At 64.4% G+C, this 20,654-nt stretch carries 18 protein-coding genes and 2 pseudogenes; 9 read left to right on the top strand and 11 right to left on the bottom strand.

Annotation, left to right across the window (positions count from 1 at the left end; translation table 11 throughout):
* Positions 1-26: 26 nt before the first annotated feature.
* The 7 genes from C4K38_RS08835 to C4K38_RS08805 all read right to left on the bottom strand — a co-directional run bounded on the left by C4K38_RS08835 (position 27) and on the right by C4K38_RS08805 (position 6,003).
* Positions 27-881 carry an alpha/beta hydrolase gene (locus C4K38_RS08835; protein WP_053278028.1) on the bottom strand — a complete coding sequence of 285 codons (855 nt, stop codon included), beginning with the start codon at positions 879-881 and terminating at the stop codon, positions 27-29.
* A complete protein-coding gene (locus C4K38_RS08830) occupies positions 878-1,684 on the bottom strand; it encodes an alpha/beta fold hydrolase (RefSeq protein WP_053278027.1) in 807 nt (268 codons plus the stop codon). Before C4K38_RS08830 ends, C4K38_RS08835 begins: the two co-directional genes overlap by 4 nt.
* Before the next feature lie 114 nt (positions 1,685-1,798).
* On the bottom strand, positions 1,799-2,242 hold the full coding sequence (locus C4K38_RS08825; RefSeq protein ID WP_038580969.1) for a hotdog fold thioesterase: 444 nt from the start codon (positions 2,240-2,242) through the stop codon (positions 1,799-1,801).
* 30 nt (positions 2,243-2,272) lie between these two features.
* Positions 2,273-3,940: an AMP-binding protein gene (locus tag C4K38_RS08820; protein ID WP_053278026.1), complete on the bottom strand. Its 1,668-nt coding sequence runs from the start codon at positions 3,938-3,940 to the stop codon at positions 2,273-2,275.
* A gap of 225 nt (positions 3,941-4,165) precedes the next feature.
* Positions 4,166-4,615, bottom strand: a complete 450-nt coding sequence (sixA, locus tag C4K38_RS08815) for a phosphohistidine phosphatase SixA (RefSeq protein WP_038580975.1) — start codon at positions 4,613-4,615, stop codon at positions 4,166-4,168.
* Positions 4,612-4,959 carry a DUF4389 domain-containing protein gene (locus tag C4K38_RS08810; RefSeq protein WP_007931570.1) on the bottom strand — a complete coding sequence of 116 codons (348 nt, stop codon included), beginning with the start codon at positions 4,957-4,959 and terminating at the stop codon, positions 4,612-4,614. The genes sixA and C4K38_RS08810 overlap by 4 nt, the downstream gene beginning before the upstream one ends.
* An 18-nt stretch (positions 4,960-4,977) precedes the next feature.
* Entirely contained in the window at positions 4,978-6,003 is a 1,026-nt protein-coding gene (locus C4K38_RS08805) for an NAD(P)H-dependent glycerol-3-phosphate dehydrogenase (protein WP_007931569.1), read from the bottom strand.
* 194 nt (positions 6,004-6,197) lie between these two features.
* Between C4K38_RS08805 and C4K38_RS08800 the strand changes: the two genes are divergently transcribed.
* From C4K38_RS08800 to fabB, 5 genes are all read left to right on the top strand, one after another.
* The gene (locus tag C4K38_RS08800; protein ID WP_053278025.1) at positions 6,198-8,321 is read left to right on the top strand and encodes a TonB-dependent receptor plug domain-containing protein; all 2,124 of its coding nucleotides are present in this window, start codon (positions 6,198-6,200) and stop codon (positions 8,319-8,321) included.
* Between the two features lie 33 nt (positions 8,322-8,354).
* Positions 8,355-9,251: an ABC transporter substrate-binding protein gene (locus C4K38_RS08795; protein ID WP_053278024.1), complete on the top strand. Its 897-nt coding sequence runs from the start codon at positions 8,355-8,357 to the stop codon at positions 9,249-9,251.
* Positions 9,248-11,149 carry an ATP-binding protein gene (locus tag C4K38_RS08790; protein WP_053278023.1) on the top strand — a complete coding sequence of 634 codons (1,902 nt, stop codon included), beginning with the start codon at positions 9,248-9,250 and terminating at the stop codon, positions 11,147-11,149. Before C4K38_RS08795 ends, C4K38_RS08790 begins: the two co-directional genes overlap by 4 nt.
* A 248-nt stretch (positions 11,150-11,397) precedes the next feature.
* Positions 11,398-11,913 (top strand): 3-hydroxyacyl-[acyl-carrier-protein] dehydratase FabA, encoded by a 516-nt coding sequence (fabA, locus tag C4K38_RS08785; RefSeq protein WP_053278022.1) that lies wholly within the window; start codon positions 11,398-11,400, stop codon positions 11,911-11,913.
* An 11-nt stretch (positions 11,914-11,924) separates the two neighbouring features.
* Positions 11,925-13,145: a beta-ketoacyl-ACP synthase I gene (gene fabB / locus C4K38_RS08780; RefSeq protein ID WP_007931556.1), complete on the top strand. Its 1,221-nt coding sequence runs from the start codon at positions 11,925-11,927 to the stop codon at positions 13,143-13,145.
* An 86-nt stretch (positions 13,146-13,231) separates the two neighbouring features.
* Here fabB and C4K38_RS32865 read toward each other — a convergent pair.
* The 3 genes and pseudogenes from C4K38_RS32865 to C4K38_RS08770 form a co-directional block, all read right to left on the bottom strand.
* Positions 13,232-13,828 (bottom strand): annotated as a pseudogene (locus C4K38_RS32865) (methyl-accepting chemotaxis protein); the annotation flags it as partial.
* 306 nt (positions 13,829-14,134) lie between these two features.
* Positions 14,135-14,794, bottom strand: a pseudogene (locus C4K38_RS32860) (MCP four helix bundle domain-containing protein); the annotation flags it as partial.
* Positions 14,795-14,994: 200 nt separating this feature from the next.
* Positions 14,995-15,459 (bottom strand): DUF3859 domain-containing protein, encoded by a 465-nt coding sequence (locus tag C4K38_RS08770; RefSeq protein WP_053278020.1) that lies wholly within the window; start codon positions 15,457-15,459, stop codon positions 14,995-14,997.
* Positions 15,460-15,671: 212 nt separating this feature from the next.
* Here C4K38_RS08770 and C4K38_RS08765 point away from each other — a divergent pair, with 212 nt between their 5' ends.
* The 4 genes from C4K38_RS08765 (at position 15,672) to C4K38_RS08750 (ending at position 19,801) form a co-directional block, all read left to right on the top strand.
* Entirely contained in the window at positions 15,672-16,088 is a 417-nt protein-coding gene (locus tag C4K38_RS08765; RefSeq protein WP_007931549.1) for an OsmC family protein, read from the top strand.
* Between the two features lie 62 nt (positions 16,089-16,150).
* Positions 16,151-17,038: a pirin family protein gene (locus C4K38_RS08760; protein WP_053278019.1), complete on the top strand. Its 888-nt coding sequence runs from the start codon at positions 16,151-16,153 to the stop codon at positions 17,036-17,038.
* Between the two features lie 211 nt (positions 17,039-17,249).
* Positions 17,250-18,626: a pyridoxal-phosphate dependent enzyme gene (locus C4K38_RS08755; RefSeq protein ID WP_053278338.1), complete on the top strand. Its 1,377-nt coding sequence runs from the start codon at positions 17,250-17,252 to the stop codon at positions 18,624-18,626.
* Positions 18,623-19,801 (top strand): trans-sulfuration enzyme family protein, encoded by a 1,179-nt coding sequence (locus C4K38_RS08750; protein ID WP_053278018.1) that lies wholly within the window; start codon positions 18,623-18,625, stop codon positions 19,799-19,801. Before C4K38_RS08755 ends, C4K38_RS08750 begins: the two co-directional genes overlap by 4 nt.
* Positions 19,802-19,894: 93 nt before the next feature.
* On the opposite strand, the gene C4K38_RS08745 is transcribed toward C4K38_RS08750, so the two are convergent.
* Positions 19,895-20,623, bottom strand: coding sequence for a dienelactone hydrolase family protein (locus tag C4K38_RS08745; protein ID WP_053278017.1), 729 nt, complete (start codon positions 20,621-20,623; stop codon positions 19,895-19,897).
* Positions 20,624-20,654: the final 31 nt, after the last annotated feature.

Genomic DNA, 20,654 nt, shown 5'->3' with positions numbered 1-20,654 from the left:
CAGCCTCGACAGTTGCCCGCTGCAAGTCAAGAAACGGCGAAAAACCTATTGAAACAGTCTGCAACAAGGATGGCACCGGCTTCGTCGTTCAGGTGCAGGTGATGGCCACCGGGCAGCTGTTCCCGGCTAAAGGGTAGCCGCTCCAGCAACTCCGGGTGCTTGGCCAGCATGCCGTCGGCCGCCACCACCAAGTGGGCCGGACAGGCCAGGCGCTGGACGAAGGTCATGGCCTGTTCCTGGGTCAGGCGCAACGGCGAGGCCAGGGTCAGGCGGCTGTCGCTGCGCCAGGTGTAGCCCCCCGGGACCGGCATCAGGCCGCGTTGCGCGAGCAGTTCGGCGGCTTCGCGGCTGACCGCGACCACGCCCTTCATCCGTGCCTCGATGGCGCGGTCCAGGCTGGCGTAGACCGGCTTGCGCTTTTCCCGCAGGTCCAACTGGGCCTGCAAAGCCATACCCATGCGCTCGGCGGCATTCTCACCGGTGGCGGTCGGCGGAATCACCCCGTCGATCAGCGCCAGGTGGCTCACCCGCTCGGGCAACGAGCCGGCCAGCACCAGCGAGACGATCGCGCCCAGGGAATGCCCGAGCAGGCCAAAACGTTTCCAGCCCAGTTGCTCGGCGACCTGCAACACGTCGTACACGTAATCCCAGAGCGCATAACCGGCGCCCAGGGGCCGGTGCCCGGAATGGCCATGCCCGGCCATGTCCAGGGCGACGATGCGCAAGCCACGCAACCTGGGCGCCAGCCGCGCGAAGCTGTTGGCGTTGTCCAGCCAGCCGTGCAAGGCAATGACCGGCAGACCGTCCTCGGGGCCAAACAGGTGCGCCGCCAACTCGATATGCGGCAGGCTCAGGCGGACTTCTTCTACCGCGGCGCTCATGCGCAGCTCCGTTCGGCGCGGGCTTCCCAGCGGCTGAAGAGTTTTTTCAGCAGGGCGGCGGTGTCCTGCGGGCGCTCCAGCGGGAACATGTGCCCGCCCGGCATGCTCAGGGATTCGCCATGGGGCATGCGCCCGACACTGCTGGCGTGGTGCTTCATCACCACCCGGCTCTGCCGCCCGCGCACCACCGCCAGCGGTACCTTCAACTGCCGGGGGCGACCCGGGCTGGTGTGCGGCACGCCGCGATAGATGCTGATCTCGGTGGCCGGATCGAAGCGCAGCCGCAAACGGCCGTCGACCTGATGCAGGCCGTGTTGCAGGTAGGCGTCGAAACACTCGGGGTCGAAGCCGCGAAACAGGGTCTTGCCGGCAAAGTAGTTGCGCGCCGATTCCAGGTCGCTGAACTCCTCGCGCCGGCCCAGGGTCCGGCCGGCGGGGGTCAGGCGGTCGATAAAACCGAAACGCTTGGCGGCGCGAATCACCCATTGATCAGCGCGGGTCAGCACCGGCGAATCGAGCATCACCACCCCGCGATACAGCTCCGGGCAACGCAGCGCCGCATGCAGATGCAGGACGCCGCCGAAGGAATGGCCGACGCCCCACACCGGCTCGGCCTGCTGTTGCAGATGGTGGATCAGTTCGTCCACCAGGTTCAGCCAGTTGTCGTCCGCCGGAAAGCGCGGATCGTGGGCGTGCTGCTGCAAATGCGCCACTTGATATTCAGGCGCCAGGGCGGCGAACAACTTGCCGTAGGTCCCCGAGGGAAACCCGTTGGCGTGAGCGAAAAACACCTGTTGCGACATACCGGCTAACTCATGAACAAAAAACGATGGCTGATTGTCCGCACGCCATTACCCGACGGCAATGACAGTAACGGTCAAGAATGATGACACTCCGCTTCAGCCTATGGGTACCACTCAGCGTGCCGGCGGCGTCTGCCCCAGCGGCACCACCGCCATGGTCAGGCGCGATACACAGCTAGCCTTGCCTTCGTCGCTGCTCAGGCGGATGTCCCAGACATGGGTGGTACGCCCGATATGAATCGCCCTGGCCACCGCCGTCACCCGGCCGGAACGCAGGCCACGCAGGTGGTTGGCATTGATTTCCAGGCCCACGCAGTAGAACTTGCTGGCATCGATGCACAGGTAGCTGGCCATGGAGCCGACCGTTTCCGCCAGCACCACCGAGGCACCGCCGTGCAGCAGGCCATAGGGCTGGTGGGTGCGATGGTCGATCACCATGCTGGCGGTCAGGGATTCGTCGTCGAAGGACTCGAAGCGGATATCCAGCACCTCACCGATGGTGTTTTTCTGGATCGCGTTCAGTTGCTCGATGTTCGGGGTGGTACGCCATAGGCTCATCACTGCATCCTTTAGGGTGGTTATCCGCGCTCAATCCTGCCACAGCACCGCTTCGGAGTGCTCGCTCCACTCTTTGAAGCGCTCGCCGTAGGCGGCTTCGATGACATTGCGCTTGATCTTCAGGGTCGGGGTCAGAAAGCCATTTTCCACTGCCCAACTGTCCTTCACCACCACCAGGCGGTGCAAGCGTTCATGTTTGTCGAGCGCGCCGTTGACCTCATCGAGAAGGCTTTCCAGGCTCGCATGCAAGCCACCACGGGCACCGCCGGAGGCGTCCTGCAAACCGGCCGCGGACAACACGCACAAGCCCAGCGGCGCACTCAGGCCATCGCCGACCACGCACACCTGCTCGATCCGCGAATGCACCGCCAGCCGGTTCTCGATCGGCGCCGGGGCCACGTACTTGCCCTTGCTGGTCTTGAAGATTTCCTTGAGCCGCCCGGTCAGGCGCAGATTGCCGTCGGCGTCCTGCTCACCCTTGTCGCCGGTGCGCAGGAAACCATCCGCAGTGACGGTTTCCGCGGTCTTCTGCGGGTCCTTGAAGTAGCCGAGCATGGTCGCCCCGCTGCGCACCTGGACCTCTCCGGACTCGTCGATCCGCACCTCGACGTCCGGACAGGGCCGGCCGATCCAACCGGGTACATGCTGGCCGCTGCGACCGATGTGGGAATAACCGCAGCTTTCGGTCATGCCGTACACCTCCAGCACGTCAAGGCCCAGGCGCTGGTACCAGTTCAACAAAGTCTGCGGCACCGGCGCAGCGCCGGACAAAGCGACCCGCAGGGCATCCAGCCCCAGCCCGGCCAGCACCTTGTGCCCGACCCGTTTGCCGATGAAGGGCAGGCCCAGCAGGAAATCCAGGCGCCTGGCCGGGATCTTGCCGTACACGCCCATCTGGAACTTGGTCCAGATCCGCGGCACGCCGAACAGCGCCGTGGGTCGCGCCCGCTGCAAGTCGGTGAGAAAGGTCTCAAGGCTCTCGGCGAAGAACACCGTCTGCCCGGTGTAGATCGCCGCCAGCTCGACGAACATGCGCTCGGCCACATGGCACAGCGGCAGGTAGGACAGTAGCCGGTCGGTCGGCCCAAGGCCGAACAGCTGGGTGCCGCGCGTCGCCGCAAAACCCAGGGTGCCGAAGCTGTGCATCACGCCCTTGGGCAGGCCGGTGGTGCCCGAGGTGTAAATGATGGTCGCCAGTTGCTCGGTGGCGGGATTGGGGTCGTCCTGGATCGGCGAGCACTGCTGCAACTGGTCCCAGCTGAAGTCGAAGCGGCCTTCGGGGCAGATCGGCAGGCTGATGGTCGGCAACCCGGGTTTCACCCCGGGGGCCATCGCCGGCCAGTCATCGAGCTTGCCGATGAACACCAGGGCCGACTCGGAATGCTCCAGCACCTGGGCCACCGAATCGGCGGTCAGGTTGGGATACAGGGGCACGGAAACGTGACCGGCCATCCAGATCGCCAGGTCGGCGATGATCCAGTGGGCACAGTTCTTGGAAATGATCGCGACATGACTACCCGGCGGCAGCTCGCGGGCGCGCAACCAGTGGGCGGCGCAGCGGGCCTGGTGGCCGACCTCGGCCCAGGTCAGCTCTTCAACCCGGCCACCACCCAGGGGCTGGACCAGGAAACGTTGGCGGGGATGACGAGCTTCGCGCTCGTAGAACACTTCCAGCGGCAAACGAAAAGCAGCAGACATGCGACTCGCTCCTTTGTTTTTGTTCTGATCGTGAGGCTAGCCAACCAAGCACTTGCTCGGGCGACTATTCCACGCACAAAGAAACGCTGCAAGTTAAGAAATGTAGCGAAAAGAACAGATCGTCGTAGGAGCGAGGCTTGCCCGCGAAAGGCCGCGACACGGAGTGCCTGAAACTACGCGGTACCCTTTTATCGCGGGCAAGCCTCGCTCCTACATCTTAGGGGCTCAGGGATTCTTGATGCTGTTGAGGGTCATCAGGCCGGCCAGCGGCCAGTCGCCTTCGAGCTCCGCCAGGCCCGCCGTGTGCATCGGCTGGGGATTGCGCAGATGGCCGTGCTGCAGAAGGCCGATCAGGTTGCCCACCAGCGGCTGGTGGCTGACCAGCAGCACGTTGTCCGCCGAGTCGAGCTGGGCGACCACCGACAGCGGGTTGTTGTCCGGCGTCAGCCAGGACACTGTGCGGATTTCCGCTTCGAAGCCCAGGGCTTCGCGCACCAGCTTCGCCGTCTGCTGCGCCCGCGCATAAGGGCTGGCGATGATCGCACTGAGCGGCTGGCCGATCAGGTGCGCGGCGCTGCGCAGCGCTTCCTGGCGGCCATGCTCGGTCAGGTTGCGCTCGGCGTCGCTGCGCGCATGCGGCTCGGCTTCACCATGTCGCAACACCCAGAGCTTCACAGCTTGGGCTCCTCGTCACGGACCGGATGGGGCGCCGGTGGCACCACATGCGGCGCTTCGCCTTCAGGGGCCCGCGGGGCCGGCCAGTCGGCGAACGGCCAAGGCTTCTGGTCGGTGTGGAAACTGCCGAAGCGACCGATCTGCGCCAGGAACTGGCTCAGGCTGTCGCCGAAGTTCATCAGGCTGGCACTCGGCGAGCCGTATATCAGGCGGTAGATCAGCTGCACCAGCACCAGCGCGCCGAGGATGAATTGCGCCACTTGCCAGACCAGCACGAACACCAGCATCCACAGCACACGCAGGAGGATGGATTCGTACTTGGCTTCGGAATTCGTATCGTTCATGTCTCGCTCCTGTCCTGCTCAGTTGAAACCACTGGTGGAGATAAAGTCGACATCGGTTTTCGGCTCGCCACGCATCAGCAGCTCGATGACCTGATTCAGCGTGCGCCCCTCAAACAGGATGGCATGTAATCCGGCCACCAGCGGCATATATACGCCCACTTCCTGGGCCTTGACCTTGAGCACCTTGAGGGTGTTCACGCCTTCGGCCACCTCGCCGAGCCGGTCCACCGCCTCCTCCAGGCTCAGGCCCTCGCCGAGGGCGAAACCGACCTGATAGTTGCGGCTCTTGGGCGACGAGCAGGTGACGATCAGATCGCCGACCCCCGCCAGGCCGAGGAAGGTCATCGGGTTGGCGCCCTGGCTGACGGCGAAACGGGTCATTTCCGCCAGCGCCCGGGTAATCAGCATGCTCTTGGTGTTTTCCCCCATGCCCAGCGCCACGGCCATGCCGGCGATGATCGCGTAGACGTTCTTCAACGCCCCGCCCAGCTCGACGCCGAAGCGGTCGGCACTGGCATAGACGCGGAAGGTACGGCCATGCAGGGCCGCCTGCACGCGCTGGCAGAGTTCTTCGTCTTCGCTGGCGACCACGGTGGCGGTCAAGGCGTGTTCGGCCACTTCACGGGCCAGGTTCGGCCCCGACAGCACACCGATCCGCGCTTGCGGGGCGATATCTTCGAGGATTTCGCTCATCAGCTTGAAGGTCTGCGCCTCGATGCCCTTGGTCAAGCTGACCAGCAGCTTGCCGGCGAGCAGCTGCGCATGGGGCGCCAGCACCGAGCGCAGGGCGCTGGAAGGCAAGGCGACAAAACACAGGTCACTGTCGTTCAGGGTGGCCAGAAGATCGGTCACCGGCTCCACCGCCGGATGAATCTTGATGCCTTTGAGGTAACGCGGATTCTCGCGATGAATGCGAATGGCCTCCGCCTGCTCCGGGTCGCGCATCCACTGCCGCACCCGATGACCGTTCTCGGCCAGCAGATTGGCCACGGCGGTACCAAAGCTTCCGCCTCCCAGGACCGCGATAGGGCGCTGTTCAGTCATATGCAATCCGTCAATCCATACAGTGGCGATGGCGGCATTATACGGGGCGGCCCTGCGGCGGCCAGCCCCGTGAACAATTAGGCACAAATGCCGGGAAAACACCGATTTGAACCTGGAATGTCGGGGTTATCGACTGGAAAACCCGGTCATCTCGGTTAACATGCGCGGCAATTACCCGTTATCAAGGCTGTGCCGTGTATCCTGGCCCTCCCCTCTCCCGCCCATCGCTCTTGCTGGCGCTGCTTTGCAGCACCCCGGCGCTGGCCGACGATCTGTTCCTGGACAGCCAGCCGCTGCCGGAAATCCTCACCGCCACCCGTCTGAAACAGTCCCCCGCGGCCGTGCCCGGCAGCATGACCGTGCTCGACAGCGAACTGATCAACGCCAGCGGCGCCCGCGACATCAGCGAACTGCTGCGCCTGGTGCCGGGGATGATGGTCGGCAATATCAGCGGCAACCAGGCCGCGGTGAACTATCACGGCACCAATGCCAGCGAAGCGCGGCGCATGCAGGTGCTGATCGACGGGCGCTCGGTGTACCGGGCGGGCCTGGCCACCGTGGACTGGAGCGATATCCCGGTGGCCATGGAGGACATCGAGCGCATCGAGGTGTTCCGCGGCCCCAATACCGTCAGTTACGGCGCCAACGCGCTGATGGCGGTGATCAATATCATCACCCGCTCGCCCGCCAACAGCCACGGCACGCGGGTCAAGGTCACCCGCGGCCAGCGCGGTATCAGCGACTGGTACGCCAGCCAGGGCACCGGCTGGGACACCGGCGACCTGCGCCTGTCGCTCTCCGGGCAGGAGGACGACGGCTTCGACAGCGATCGCAACGGCGCCGACTACCGCGACAGCCGGCGCTTGAACCGCTTCAGCCTGTCGGTCAGCCAGATGCTCAACGAGCAGCAGAGCATCGACTGGCAGCTCAGCGCCAAGGAAGGCAGCAACCAGCGCCCCTATACCTACCGCCCGGTGTTCTCCGGTATCACCTCGGCCGGCTACAACTCCGATGTGATCGCCAAGGACTATGCCGCCTCGCTGCGCTGGAACCTGGACATCAACCCGGACCACAGCCTTTATATACAAGGCTCGGCCCAGCACTGGGACCGCCAGCAGAACTGGCGCGCCTGTGACGCCGAAGTGTCGTTCAGCCCGGAACTGACCCGCCTCTGGCAGCTCAACCCGAACTACGCCGAACTGCTAGCCCGGCACATGGACAATTTCACCGGCTCCGGCGCCCCACCAGGCACCGCGGCCGAACAGGCCCTGGCCAACCAGGTGCTGACCCAATGGAAGGACGGCGCCAAGCGCACGGTCTGCGGGGATATCGACCAGAGCGCCCGCGAGTCGCGCTACGACCTCGAACTGCAGGACACCCTGAGCCTGTCCGACGGCGTGCGCCTGGTCAGCGGCCTGAACTATCGCTACGACCGCGCCGATTCGGAAACCTATTTCAACGGCACCCTCGACGACAGCACCTGGCGTGCGTTCGGCCAACTGGAATGGCGCGCCACCGAGCACTGGCTGCTGCAGGGCGGCGCCATGTTCGAGGACTCGCAGCTGAGCGGCAGCTCGCTGACCCCGCGGGTGGCGGTCAACTACCTGATCAACCCGCGCCATGGCCTGCGGGCGGTGTATTCGGAAGCGATCCGCTCGCCGGACATGTTCGAGAACAACGTCAACTGGAGCTACCGGGTCACCAAGCTGAGCCCGACCGCCTACGGCCAGCCCAGCGCCCAGTATTTCGTCAAGACCCGCGGCCCGGGCAACCTCGACCAGGAGCGCATGCGCTCGCGGGAGCTGGGCTACAACGGCTTTTTCGCCGATCTCGGGCTGAACCTCGATGTGAAGCTGTTCTACGACGAAATCAGCGGGATGATCAGCGAGCCGCTGCGCAACAACCAGTACATCGCCAGCAACAGCAACAGCTCACGCTTCGCCGGCACTGAAACCCAGCTGGACTGGCGCCTGAACCCGGCGGACCGGCTGCGCCTGACGTACGCCTATGTCGACGCCGAGGCCAGCAACCCGCTGGACGAGCAATTGACCGCGCGCCACAGCGGCTCGGCGGGCTGGTTGCGCGACTGGGGCCAGGGCTGGTCCAGCGCCCTCTTCTATTATGGTTCCAGCGCGCTCAACGGTTACCGCTTCGAACGGGTCGATACCCGCGTCGCCAAGCGTTTCCCCCTGGGCAAGGGCAGCCTGGAGCTGGCCGGCGTGCTCCAGCAACGGCTCGACGACGAGCCCACCACCTTTGTCGACAACAACTATGACTCGCACCACGTCCTCTACTTCAGTGCGGAGTTGACGTTCTAGCATGAGCCACCGTCAGTCAGGGATGACGCCACCTTGAACCGTTTCCGGGTTCGCCTGCTGCTGTTCTGTTGCCTCTGGGGTGTATTCCCCGCATGGGCGGCCCAGGTGTTGCTGACCGGCGCCGAAGACAGCGCCGGCGTACAGGCCTTTGCCCAGGCACTGGCGCAACAGCGGCCACAGGACGACGTACGCTTCGAACCCCTGGCCAACCTGCCTGCCCCCGGTCAATTGCCAGCGGGCACCCGATTGATCCTGCTCGACCCGGCCAGCCTCGAATGGCGCCAGCAGGACGCCCAGGGCCCGGCCACGCTGGTGCTGCGCATCGGCCGGATCCAGGCCCAGCAGCGCCTGGGGGCAACGCCCTCGCCCCGGCTGAGCCTGTTATGGAGCGACCCGCCGCTGGCTCGGCAATTGCAACTGATCCGCAAGATCCTCCCCCAGGCCCGGCGGATCGGCGTGCTCTACGGCGCCGACAGCGAATTCCTGCTCAAGGAACTGCACCAGGCCGCCCATCCCCTGGGGCTGGAAATCATCGCCGAGCGCTGGGACGACACCAATGACAGCCGCCCGTTGCAAAGCCTGTTGAAAAGCAGCGACGTCCTGCTGGGTCTGGACGACCCGCAGCTGTACAACCCGAAAACCGCGAAGAATCTGTTATTGAGCAGCTATGCCCGGCAGCTGGCGCTGATCGGCCCCAATGCCGGCTTCGTCAAGGCCGGCAGCCTGGCCAGCACCTACAGCGACCAGGACGACTGGCTGCAGGTGCTCGACGACTTGCTGGACCGGCCCACGACCCACTGGCCGCGTACCCTGTATCCGCAACCGTTCAAGGTGTTGAGCAACCCGCAAGTGGCACGCTCCCTGGGTGTCGAACCGATTGACGAGCAATTGGTGGCGACCCAGCTGGCCGAAGGAGAAAAACGCCCATGACCTTCCGTCGCCGTTGGGACATCAGTACCCGCACCCAGATCATCTGCCTCGGCCCGGCGCTGCTGCTGACCCTGCTGCTGATCAGCTTCTTTACCTTCGTGCGGATCCAGGACCTGCGCCAGGAGCTGAACCACACCGGTCAGTTGATCGCCAACCAGCTGGCGCCGGCCACCGAGTACGGGGTGATTTCGGGCAACAGCGAAGGCCTGGAAAGCCTGCTCAAGGCCACCCTGTCCACGCCCCATGTGCGCTTTCTCGAAGTCCAGGACAGCCGCAACAAGATCCTGGTGTACGTCGAGCAGCCTTCGGAGACCCACAGCCGCTCGCAGCAGGTGGAAGTGTTCCAGGCCCCGGTGCGCCTGCAACGCATCCAGCTCAACAACAATTTCTTCCAGGACGACCCGGGCGCCAGCACTACCCCCAACGCGGACTACCTGGGGCGGGTGATCGTCGGCATGTCCAACGACGCCTTCAGCCAGCGTCAGCAGGAAATCCTGTTCAAGGCCGGCATCCTCGCGCTGTTCGCCCTGCTGTTCACCTTCCTTTTGGCCCGCCGCCTGGCGGCCAGCCTGTCGCAGCCGATCAGCGCCATGGGCACCGCAGTCAAGGCCATTCAACAGGGTGACTTCAAGACCCCGCTGCCGATTGTCGACGATGCCGAGCTGGGCGATCTTTCGCGGCACATCAACAACCTCGCCGCCGGCCTCGAGCAGGCCAGCCGCGAGCAGCACCAGGCCATGGCGCAATTGATCCAGACCCGCGAAGAAGCGGAGCGGGCCAATAACGCCAAGTCGGACTTCCTGGCGATGATGAGCCATGAACTGCGCACGCCCATGAACGGCGTACTGGGCATGCTGCAACTGCTCGAAACCACCGAGATGACCGATGAGCAGCACGAATACGCGGCGCTGGCCTCCGAGTCCACCGAGCACCTGCTCAAGGTGATCAACGACATCCTCGACTTCTCGCGCATCGAGCGCTCGGCCCTGGAGCTGGAGCACATCCCGTTCAACCTCGCCGAACTCATCGGCAGCTCGGCCCAGGCCTTCCAGCACAGCGCCGCGCAGCGCGGGCTGGACCTGCAACTGCGGCTGCCGCCCGGCATGGAGTCGCTGCAAGTCAAGGGCGACCCGACGCGGATCCGGCAGATCCTGGTGAACCTGATCGGCAACGCCTTGAAGTTCACCGAACAAGGCAGCGTCACCATCGAGCCGCAATGGCAGGCCCTGGACCATGAACTGCTGTGGTTCACCTGTACCGTGCGCGACAGCGGGATCGGCATCAGCCCGCAAAGCCTGGAACTGATGTTCAACGCCTTCCAGCAGGCCGACAGTTCGATTTCCCGGCGTTACGGCGGTACCGGCCTGGGGCTACCGATCGCCCGCACCCTGGCCGAACGCATGGGCGGCACCCTGCGCGCCCAGAGCGAGGAAGGCCGCGGCTCGGTGTTCACCCTGGAGATCCCGCTGGCGCTGTACCAGCAAAGCCTGCCGGTGCTGGCCCCGCGGGTGCACAGCGGGCATACCCATGGCGAGGGGCGCAACGTGCTGTTGGTGGAAGACAACCCGGTCAACCAGACCGTGATCCAGGCCATGCTGCGCAGCCTGGGCTTCACGGTCAGCATTGCCACCGACGGTGCCCAGGCCATTCGCAGCGCCGAAAGCCTGATCTTCGAGGCGATCCTGATGGATTGCCGGCTGCCGCTGATCGACGGTTACGAGGCCACCCGGCAGATCCGCCAACTGCCCGGATGCGCCGACCTGCCGATCATCGCCTTGACCGCCAACGCCTTGCAGGGCGACCGCGAAGCCTGTCTGTCGGCGGGCATGAACGATTACCTGGCCAAGCCGTTCAAACGCACGGATCTGCAGCAAATTCTCCAACGTTGGGTGCAGTAGCGGCCATTTATCGACCATCTGCGACTGGCGTGAAGGGCGAAAGTGCGGCAGTCTTAGGCACCCGAACAGGCCCCTCACAGGGCCTGTATAATAATTTCAGTGCACAAGTGTACATTCATGTCCCTTGTGCTGTGACTTTCACCACAACGCAATAGTCTATGAGTAGGCTGCCGGCTCGAGGCATGAACGCTTCGATCGGCCGGGAAGATTTGCCCCACCCTGCCGCATGGGACTATTGAGGAGCTCGCATGACCAAACAAAACGCCTTTACTCGGGAAGATCTGCTGCGCTGCAGTCGCGGTGAGCTGTTCGGCCCAGGTAACGCGCAACTGCCCGCCCCGAACATGCTGATGGTGGATCGCATCGCTCATATCAGCCAAGAGGGTGGCAAGTACGGCAAAGGTGAATTGGTCGCCGAGCTGGATATCACCCCCGACCTGTGGTTCTTCGCCTGCCACTTCGAAGGCGATCCGGTGATGCCGGGCTGCCTGGGCCTCGACGCCATGTGGCAACTGGTCGGCTTCTTCCTGGGCTGGCAAGGCCTGCCGGGCCGCGGTCGCGCCCTGGGTTCGGGCGAAGTGAAGTTCTTTGGTCAGGTGCTGCCAACCGCCAAGAAAGTTACCTATAACATTCATATCAAGCGCGTCCTCAAGGGCAAGCTGAACATGGCCATCGCCGATGGCTCGGTCAGCGTCGACGGCCGCGAGATCTACACCGCCGAAGGCCTCCGGGTCGGCGTTTTCACCTCCACTGACAACTTCTAAGGGTTATCCGCATGCGCCGCGTCGTTATCACTGGTCTGGGCATCGTTTCGTGCCTGGGCAATGACAAAGAGACCGTCTCCGCTAACCTGCGTGCAAGTCGCCCTGGCATCCGCTTCAACCCGGAATATGCCGAAATGGGTCTGCGTAGCCAGGTTTCCGGCTCCATTGACCTCAACCTCGAAGAGCTGATCGATCGCAAGATCTATCGCTTCGTCGGCCACGCGGCGGCTTACGCCTACCTGGCCATGAAAGACGCCATCGCCGATTCCGGCCTGACCGAAGAGCAGGTTTCCAACCCGCGTACCGGCCTGATCGCCGGCTCCGGCGGCGCCTCGACCCTGAACCAGATGGAAGCGCTGGACATCCTGCGCGAGAAAGGCGTCAAGCGCGTCGGCCCATACCGCGTAACGCGGACCATGAGCAGCACCGTTTCCGCCTGCCTGGCCACTCCGTTCAAGATCAAGGGCCTGAACTACTCCATCGCTTCCGCCTGCGCCACCAGTGCTCACTGCATCGGTACCGCCATGGAACAGATCCAGATGGGCAAGCAGGACATCGTGTTCGCCGGCGGCGGTGAAGAAGAACACTGGAGCCAGTCGTTCCTGTTCGACGCCATGGGCGCCCTGTCCAGCAAGCGCAATGACACCCCGGAACAAGCCTCCCGCGCCTACGACGCCGACCGTGACGGTTTTGTCATCGCCGGCGGTGGCGGCATGGTAGTAGTCGAGGAGCTGGAACACGCCCTGGCCCGTGGCGCGAAGATCTACGCCGAAATCGTTGGCTACGGCGCGACGTCCGACGGCTACGACATGGTGGCGCCAAGCGGCGAAGGTGCAATCCGTTGCATGCAGATGGCCATGTCCACCGTCGACGCACCGATCGACTACCTGAACACCCACGGCACCTCGACTCCGGTCGGCGACGTCGCGGAAATGAAAGGTGTGCGTGAAGTGTTCGGCGACAAGGCTCCAGCCATCAGCTCCACCAAGAGCCTGTCGGGTCACTCCCTGGGCGCCGCCGGCGTTCACGAAGCGATCTACTGCCTGCTGATGATGGAAGGCAACTTCATGGCAGGTTCGGCCAACATCGACGAGCTGGATCCGGAAGTGGCCGATATGCCGATCCTGACCAAGACTCGCGAAGACGCCACCATCAACACCGTGATGAGCAACAGCTTCGGCTTCGGCGGCACCAACGCCACCCTGGTCCTGAAGCGCTGGCAGGGCAAGTAAGCCCCGCTGCTTCGCCACATGAAAAACGCCCCGACTGGTTCGGGGCGTTTTTTATTGGGCGATTGTTTTCCCTGGTATCAAAGCACTTACACCGAAAAGCGCGCCACCAGGGTGTTCAGGTCCACCGCCAGTCGCGACAGCTCCTGGCTCGCGGCGCTGGTCTGGTTGGCCCCGGCCGAGGTCTGCATGGCCAGGTCGCGGATGTTCATAAGGTTGCGGTCCACCTCCCTGGCCACCGCCGCCTGCTCCTCCGAGGCGCTGGCAATCACCGTGTTGCGCTCGTTGATCAGGGTGATCGCCCCGGCGATTTCCTCCAGCGCCGCCCCCGCCGCCTTGGCCAGCTCCAGGGTCGAGCGGGCCCGGCTGTTGCTCTGCTGCATGGAGCTGACAGCCTGGTCGGTGCCCTGCTGAATGCCGCCGATCATCTGCTCGATTTCCTGGGTCGATTGCTGGGTGCGATGAGCCAGTGCCCGTACCTCGTCCGCCACCACCGCAAACCCGCGGCCGGCATCCCCGGCCCGTGCCGCCTCGATGGCCGCATTCAGAGCCAGCAGGTTGGTCTGCTCGGCCACCGAGCGAATCACATCGAGCACCTTGCTGATGCCATAGACCTTCTGCGCCAGCTCTTCGACCTGGGAGGCGTTGGCGGTCACGTCGTCGGCCAAGGACTCGATGGACTGCACTGTCTGCCGCACCTGCTCACGCCCATGCTGGGCAATCAGGTCGGACTGACGGGAGGCTTCGGATGTCGCCACGGCATTGCTGGCCACCTCCTCCACCGCGGCGGTCATCTGGTTCACCGCCGTCGCCGCCTGCTCGATTTCCTGGCTCTGCTGATGCAGGCCACGGGTGGCGTCCTCGGTCACGCAATTGAGCTCCTCCGAGGCAGAGGCCAACTGGCTGGAAGAGTCGGCGATGCGCCGGATGGTCTCCCGCAGGCTGTGCTGCATGGCCTTGAGCGCCTGTAGCAGGCGCGCCGGCTCATCCTTGCCGCTGATGCGGATGTCCTCGGTCAGGTCGCCACCGGCCACCACTTCGGCCACGCTCAGCGACTGCGAGAGCGGCAGCACAATGCTGCGGGTGAGCAACAGGGCCAGGACAATGGTCATCAGGCCGGCCACCACGATCATCACCACCACCCAGACCTTGGCGCTGTTGAACACCGCCCGGGCCAGCTCGGTGGCCAGGTTGGAATTGTTCCGGTTCAGGGCTACCAGTTCGTTGAGGGTACCCGCCAGGTCATCGGCCAGCTGGCTCATTTCGCCATTGACCACCGCGACCGCATCCTCTAGCCGTCCCTGTTGCGACAGCGCCATCACCTGGTTCTGGTGCTCGAGGTAACGTTTCTCGGCGGCTTTGTAGCGATCGAACAGTACGCGCTCTTCCGGCAGCACAATCAGCGCGTTATAGCGCTCCTGGGCCACCTTCATACCGCTCTTGATCTCATTGAGCTTGCTTTCGTTCTGCGCCAGGGCCTGGGGGCTGCGGTTGAGCAGCAAGCGCATGGTCAGCGCGCGGACCCGCAGCAGGTCCTGATTCATTTCGCCCACCGACATCACACTGGGCAGCCAGTTGTTGTCGACCTCGTCGGACTGCGCACGCATGTTCGACATCTGCAGCAGGGCGAACGCCCCCAGGCCGAACACCATCAGCGCCAGCAGACCGAAGCCCAGGCCCGCGCGCGGTGCAATGTTGAGACTCCTGATGCTCATTCTCCGGTTCCTTCCAAAAGCGCTGCATTCGCCATGCAGCGGGCTGCTGTTGAAAGTATCGGGTCCCGGAAAATTTGCTTAAGACGAAAACGTGATATCAAAACGCCCAAGCACTCCGATGCCTGGGCGTAAACGATTCAGCGTACAGTAAAACGCTGCTGAACCAACAAACGGTCACCCTGGAACACCATGAAACGCCACTCGCCGGGGATCACTTCATGACTCTCGGTGAACTCGTAGGCCATGATGTCCTGCGGCGCGCCCGGCACCAGTTTCTGGGTCACTTCGAGCTTGTCGTGACGCTTGCCATCCGGGGTACGGATACCTGGCGTGAAATACAGCAGGGTCAGCGGCACATCCTCGGCCACCTTGCCGGCCAGCTGATAACGCAGGCCGAACTTGGTGCCCAGCCGCGCGGGCACTATCTCGGTCTGCTCGATATTCTCGTTGCTGCGCCGCAGCACCCGCTCACCCGACTGCAACGCGGCCTTCGGCCCCTCAAACACACCATATTCCACCGGTCCTTCGACACGGACTTCAGCATTGGCAAGGCCACTGAGCATCATCAGCGCCGCCAATGCGCTTAAACGGGTGAGGTGCATATCGCGCTCCTTGATTGAGATGGCGCGAGCCTATGACGCAGGCATGACAGGCTGATGACAAACCTGCATCGCTACCCTCGACCCTCGACGGGCAGAGCGTGTCCCTGGCAGCACGAAGTAGAAAAAGTGGAACGCACAGACAGCGTAATGCTCTATAACTGCACCACCTTTCAACCTCTGTTCCGACTGCTCACCACTGCCCGAGGTCCGCCATGACTATCACCGTCAACACCGAATCCAGCGAAGGTTTCCGCCACAGCATCCAGATCGATGACCACCAATTGTTCGCCGACCTGCCCAAGACCCTGGGTGGCGAAGGCTCCGCGCCGGAACCCCACGACTTCTTCGATGCCGCCCTGGGCGCCTGCAAGGCCCTGACCCTCAAGCTGTATGCGCAGAAAAAAGAGATTCCGCTCACGGGCGTCACGGTCGAGGTCAAGCACGACAACAGCCAGGAGCAGAAAGGCAAATACGCGCTGCACGTCAAGCTGACCCTCAAAGGCGTGCTCACCGACGCCCAGCGTGAAGAACTGCATCGCGTCGCCGACCGCTGCCCGGTGCACAAGCTGATGACCACCGCCGAGGTGAGCATCGAGACCCACCTCTCCGAAGGCGCGTTCAGCCAATAGCGCCAAGGGTTGCACAAGCGGGTTATGCTCCCGGGCATAACCCGATCAGCCTGGAATGCACCATGAACACACCGCTCGTGATTCGCCCTCGCGCCGAGGACGTTGAAGGCCAACCCATCCTGCGTCCGCTGCCCTCGGCCCAATGCCGCAGTGTCGGGCCCTTCGTGTTTTTCGATCACATGCTGCAAACCCGCTACCCCGCGGGCAAGGGCATGAATATCCGCCAGCATCCGCATATCGGCCTGTCGACCCTGACCTATCTGTTCCAGGGGCAGATCCAGCATAAGGACAGCCTGGGTTCCGATCAGGTGGTGAACCAGGGGGATGTCAGCTGGATGACTGCCGGCAGCGCCATCGCCCACGTCGAACGCACCCCGCAGGCGCTGATCGACAGCGACTTCAGCATGCACGGCCTGCAAGTCTGGCTGGCCTCCCCCAAGGCCCATGAACAAGGCCCGGGGCACTACAGCCACCACCCGGCCGCGACCCTGCCGGTCAGCGACAACCTTGGGGTCAAGATCCGCATGATCGCCGGCAGCGGTTTCTGCCTGGAATCGCCGGTCCCGGTGCTCTCCCCGACCCTGTATGCCGAACTACAGCTTCAGACCGCGACCACCCTGCTGATCCCCGCCGAACACGAGGAGCGCGCCCTGTACGTGCTCGAAGGCGACGCCCAGCTGGATGGCGAGCCCATAGAGCCCCATGCGCTGGTGATCCTGCCGATCGGAACCACCCCCACCCTGTTCGCCGACAGCGACTGCCACGCCGTGCTGTTCGGCGGCGCGCCGCTGGACGGTCCACGGCGGATCAACTGGAACTTCGTCTCCAGCGACCCGGCCCGTATCGATGAAGCCCGCCAACGCTGGGCCGCCGGCGACTGGCCGAGGGTGCCGGGAGAAAGCGAACGAATCGAATTGCCCAAAGGCAAAGGCTCGCCGTCACCCCTGTAGCGGCTGGCGTTCGGCGGTTCGGAACGGGCCAAACACCGGCCAGTCTCCACCGCCGCCTGGTTGCGCAACCAGGTACCGACCGACCGCGAGCGGTTGCGGGTAGCCGGATCCCGGCCTATGGTCCAAGCGATGCATTGCCTGCGACCGCCGCGCGATGATTCGCCGTGGGTCGCTGTCCATCCAGCGCAACTTTGCGCAGCGAGGTGACCACATGCCAAACGACTCCCGTCCTGCCGTGCTCGAACTGATCGGCAACACGCCGCTGGTGCGTGTCAGCCGTTTCGATACCGGCCCCTGTACGCTGTTTCTCAAGCTTGAATCGCAAAACCCCGGAGGTTCGATCAAAGACCGCATCGGCCTGGCGATGATCGACGCCGCCGAGCGCGACGGCCGCCTGCGACCCGGTGGCACCATAGTCGAGGCCACCGCCGGCAACACTGGCCTCGGCCTGGCCCTGGTCGGTCGCGCCAAGGGCTACCGGGTGGTCCTGGTGGTGCCGGACAAGATGTCCACCGAGAAGGTCCTGCACCTCAAGGCGATGGGCGCCGAAGTGCACATCACCCGCTCCGACGTCGGCAAGGGCCACCCTGACTACTACCAGGACATGGCCGCGCGACTGACCAAGGAGATTCCCGACGCCTTCTTCGCCGATCAGTTCAACAACCCGGCCAACCCGCTGGCCCACGAGTGCAGCACGGCGCCGGAAATCTGGGCCCAGACCCAACATGATGTGGACGCCATAGTGGTCGGCGTCGGCTCGGCCGGCACCCTGACCGGCTTGACCCGGTTCTTCCGCCGGGTGCAGCCGGACCTGGAGATGGTCCTGGCCGACCCGGTGGGCTCGGTGATGGCCGAATACAGCCGCAGTGGCACCCTGGATACGCCTGGCTCCTGGGCGGTGGAAGGCATCGGTGAAGACTTCATTCCGTCCATTGCCGACCTTTCCAGCGTGCGCAAGGCCTACTCCATCAGCGACGAGGAAAGCTTCGAGCACGCCCGCCAACTGCTGCGCGCCGAGGGCATTCTCGGCGGCTCTTCGACCGGCACCCTGCTGGCCGCGGCACTACGCTACTGCCGCGAGCAGACCGAGCCGAAACGGGTGGTCAGCTTCGTCTGCGACACCGGCACCCGCTACCTGTCGAAGGTCTACAACGACCAATGGATGAACGATCAGGGCCTGCTTGCACGCAAGCGCTACGGCGATCTGCGCGACCTGATCGCGCGACGCTTCGAGGACGGCCGGGTAATCAGCGTCGGGCCGGACGACACCCTGCTCACCGCCTTCCAGCGCATGCGCCTGGCCGACGTCTCGCAACTGCCGGTGCTGGTGGACGGGCAGCGGCTGATCGGGGTGATCGACGAGTCGGACATCCTGCTGGGCGTGCACGAAGACGCTTCGCACTTTCGCAAGACCGTGGCCAGCGCCATGAGCGATCAGTTGGAAACCCTGCCTCCCAGCGCCAGCCTGGCCGAACTGGAGGCGGAACTCGACCGTGGCTTCGTGGCGATCATCGCCGACGCCTCGGGCTTCCACGGCTTGATTACCCGGGTCGACATGCTCAATCACTTACGGAGATCGCTAACATGAGTCAACAGGATGAAACCGGCGCACCGCGTGCCTTCGCTACCCGGGTAATCCATGCGGGGCAAACGCCGGACCCTTCCACCGGGGCGCTGATGCCGCCGATCTACGCCAACTCCACCTATGCCCAGCAGAGCCCCGGAGTGCACAAGGGGCTGGACTACGGGCGCTCGCACAACCCCACGCGCTGGGCGCTGGAACGCTGCGTGGCGGACCTCGAGAGCGGCACCCAGGCCTTCGCCTTCGCCTCCGGGCTGGCGGCGATTTCCAGCGTGCTCGAATTGCTCGACGCCGGCGCGCATATCGTTTCCGGCAATGACCTGTACGGCGGCACCTTCCGCCTGTTCGAACGGGTGCGCCGGCGCAGCGCCGGGCATCGCTTCAGCTTCGTCGACCTGTCCGACCTCTCGGCCTTCGAAGCGGCGCTGCAGGACGACACCCAGATGGTCATGGTCGAGACCCCGAGCAACCCCCTGCTGCGCCTTACCGACCTCGCCGCCATCGCGCGCATCTGCCGCGCCCGGGGCATCATCTGCGTCGCCGATAACACCTTTGCCAGCCCGTGGATCCAGCGCCCGCTGGAACTGGGCTTCGATATCGTGCTGCACTCGACGACCAAGTACCTCAACGGCCACTCCGATGTGATCGGCGGTATCGCGGTGGTCGGGCAGAACCCCGACCTGGCCGAGCGCCTGGGCTTCCTGCAGAACGCCGTGGGGGCCATCGCCGGGCCGTTCGACGCCTTCCTCACCCTGCGCGGAGTGAAAACCCTGGCGCTGCGCATGGAACGCCACTGCAGCAATGCCCTGGAGCTGGCGCAATGGCTGGAGCGCCAGCCCCAGGTGGCGCGGGTCTACTACCCGGGCTTGCCGTCACATCCGCAGCACGCCCTGGCGCAGCGGCAGATGCGCGGTTTCGGCGGGATGATCTCCCTCGATCTGAACTGCGACCTGGCCGGTGCCAAGCGTTTTCTCGAAAACGTGCGGATCTTCGCCCTGGCCGAAAGCCTGGGCGGGGTGGAAAGCCTGATCGAGCACCCGGCGATCATGACCCACGCCAGCATTCCCGCGGACACCCGGGCGCAGCTCGGTATCGGCGACGCTCTGGTGCGTTTGTCCGTGGGAGTCGAGGATGTGGAGGACCTGCGCGCCGACCTGGCCCAGGCGTTGACGCGGATCTGAATGGCTGACAGACACAAAAAAGCCCGCCTGGCGTATAAGGCGGCTCACTGAGAGCCGCATTGCGTTGCCAGGCGGGCTTGCCGTTCCCGGGGCTCAGCCCTTGAACACTTCATCCAGCAGGTTGTGCATCGAGGTGAAGGCACGGCCCGCGGTCTTGGCGTCGTACATCATCGTTCCCGGCACATTGGCGTGCGGATCGGTGAAGGAATGCACCGCGCCGCCGTAGCTCAGCAGTTGCCAATCCACGCCCGCGGCGTTCATTTCCTCTTCGAAGGCCGGCAACTGCTCTTTCGGCACCAACGGGTCGGAGGCGCCATGCAGCACCAGCACCGCGCCCTTGATGTTCCGCGCGTCGGCCGGGTTCGGCGTATCCAGGCTGCCGTGGAAGGACACCGCGGCTTTCAGGGGCGCGCCGCTGCGTGCCAGCTCCAGGGAGCAGCAACCACCGAAGCAGAAGCCGAAAGTGGCCAGCCTGGCCTTGTCCAACGCAGCTTCCCGCTGGCTTTGCAGCGCCTCGAAGGCTGCCTGCATGCGCTTGCGCAGCAAGGCCCGATCATTCTTCAGCGGCATCATGGCGGCGCCCGCCTCGTCGCCGTTGCTCGGACGGACCTGTTGCCCGTACAGGTCGGCGATCAGCACCACATACCCCTTGGCGGCCACCGCCTCGGCAATCTTCTCGGCACCGGCGCTGACCCCCATCCAGTTCGGCGCCATCAACAGCCCCGGACGCGGCCCTTTGTGGCTGGCATCGAACGCCAGGCGGCTTTCATAGGATTGACCATCAATCTGGTAGACCAGGGAACGAACAGTGACTTGGCTCATTTCAGACTCCTGATTCAAAAACACCGGAATG

Source organism: Pseudomonas chlororaphis subsp. piscium (assembly GCF_003850345.1).
In the GTDB taxonomy this organism is placed as follows: Bacteria; Pseudomonadota; Gammaproteobacteria; order Pseudomonadales; family Pseudomonadaceae; genus Aquipseudomonas; species Aquipseudomonas piscium.
This window is presented reverse-complemented; position numbering and strand designations above follow the sequence as displayed.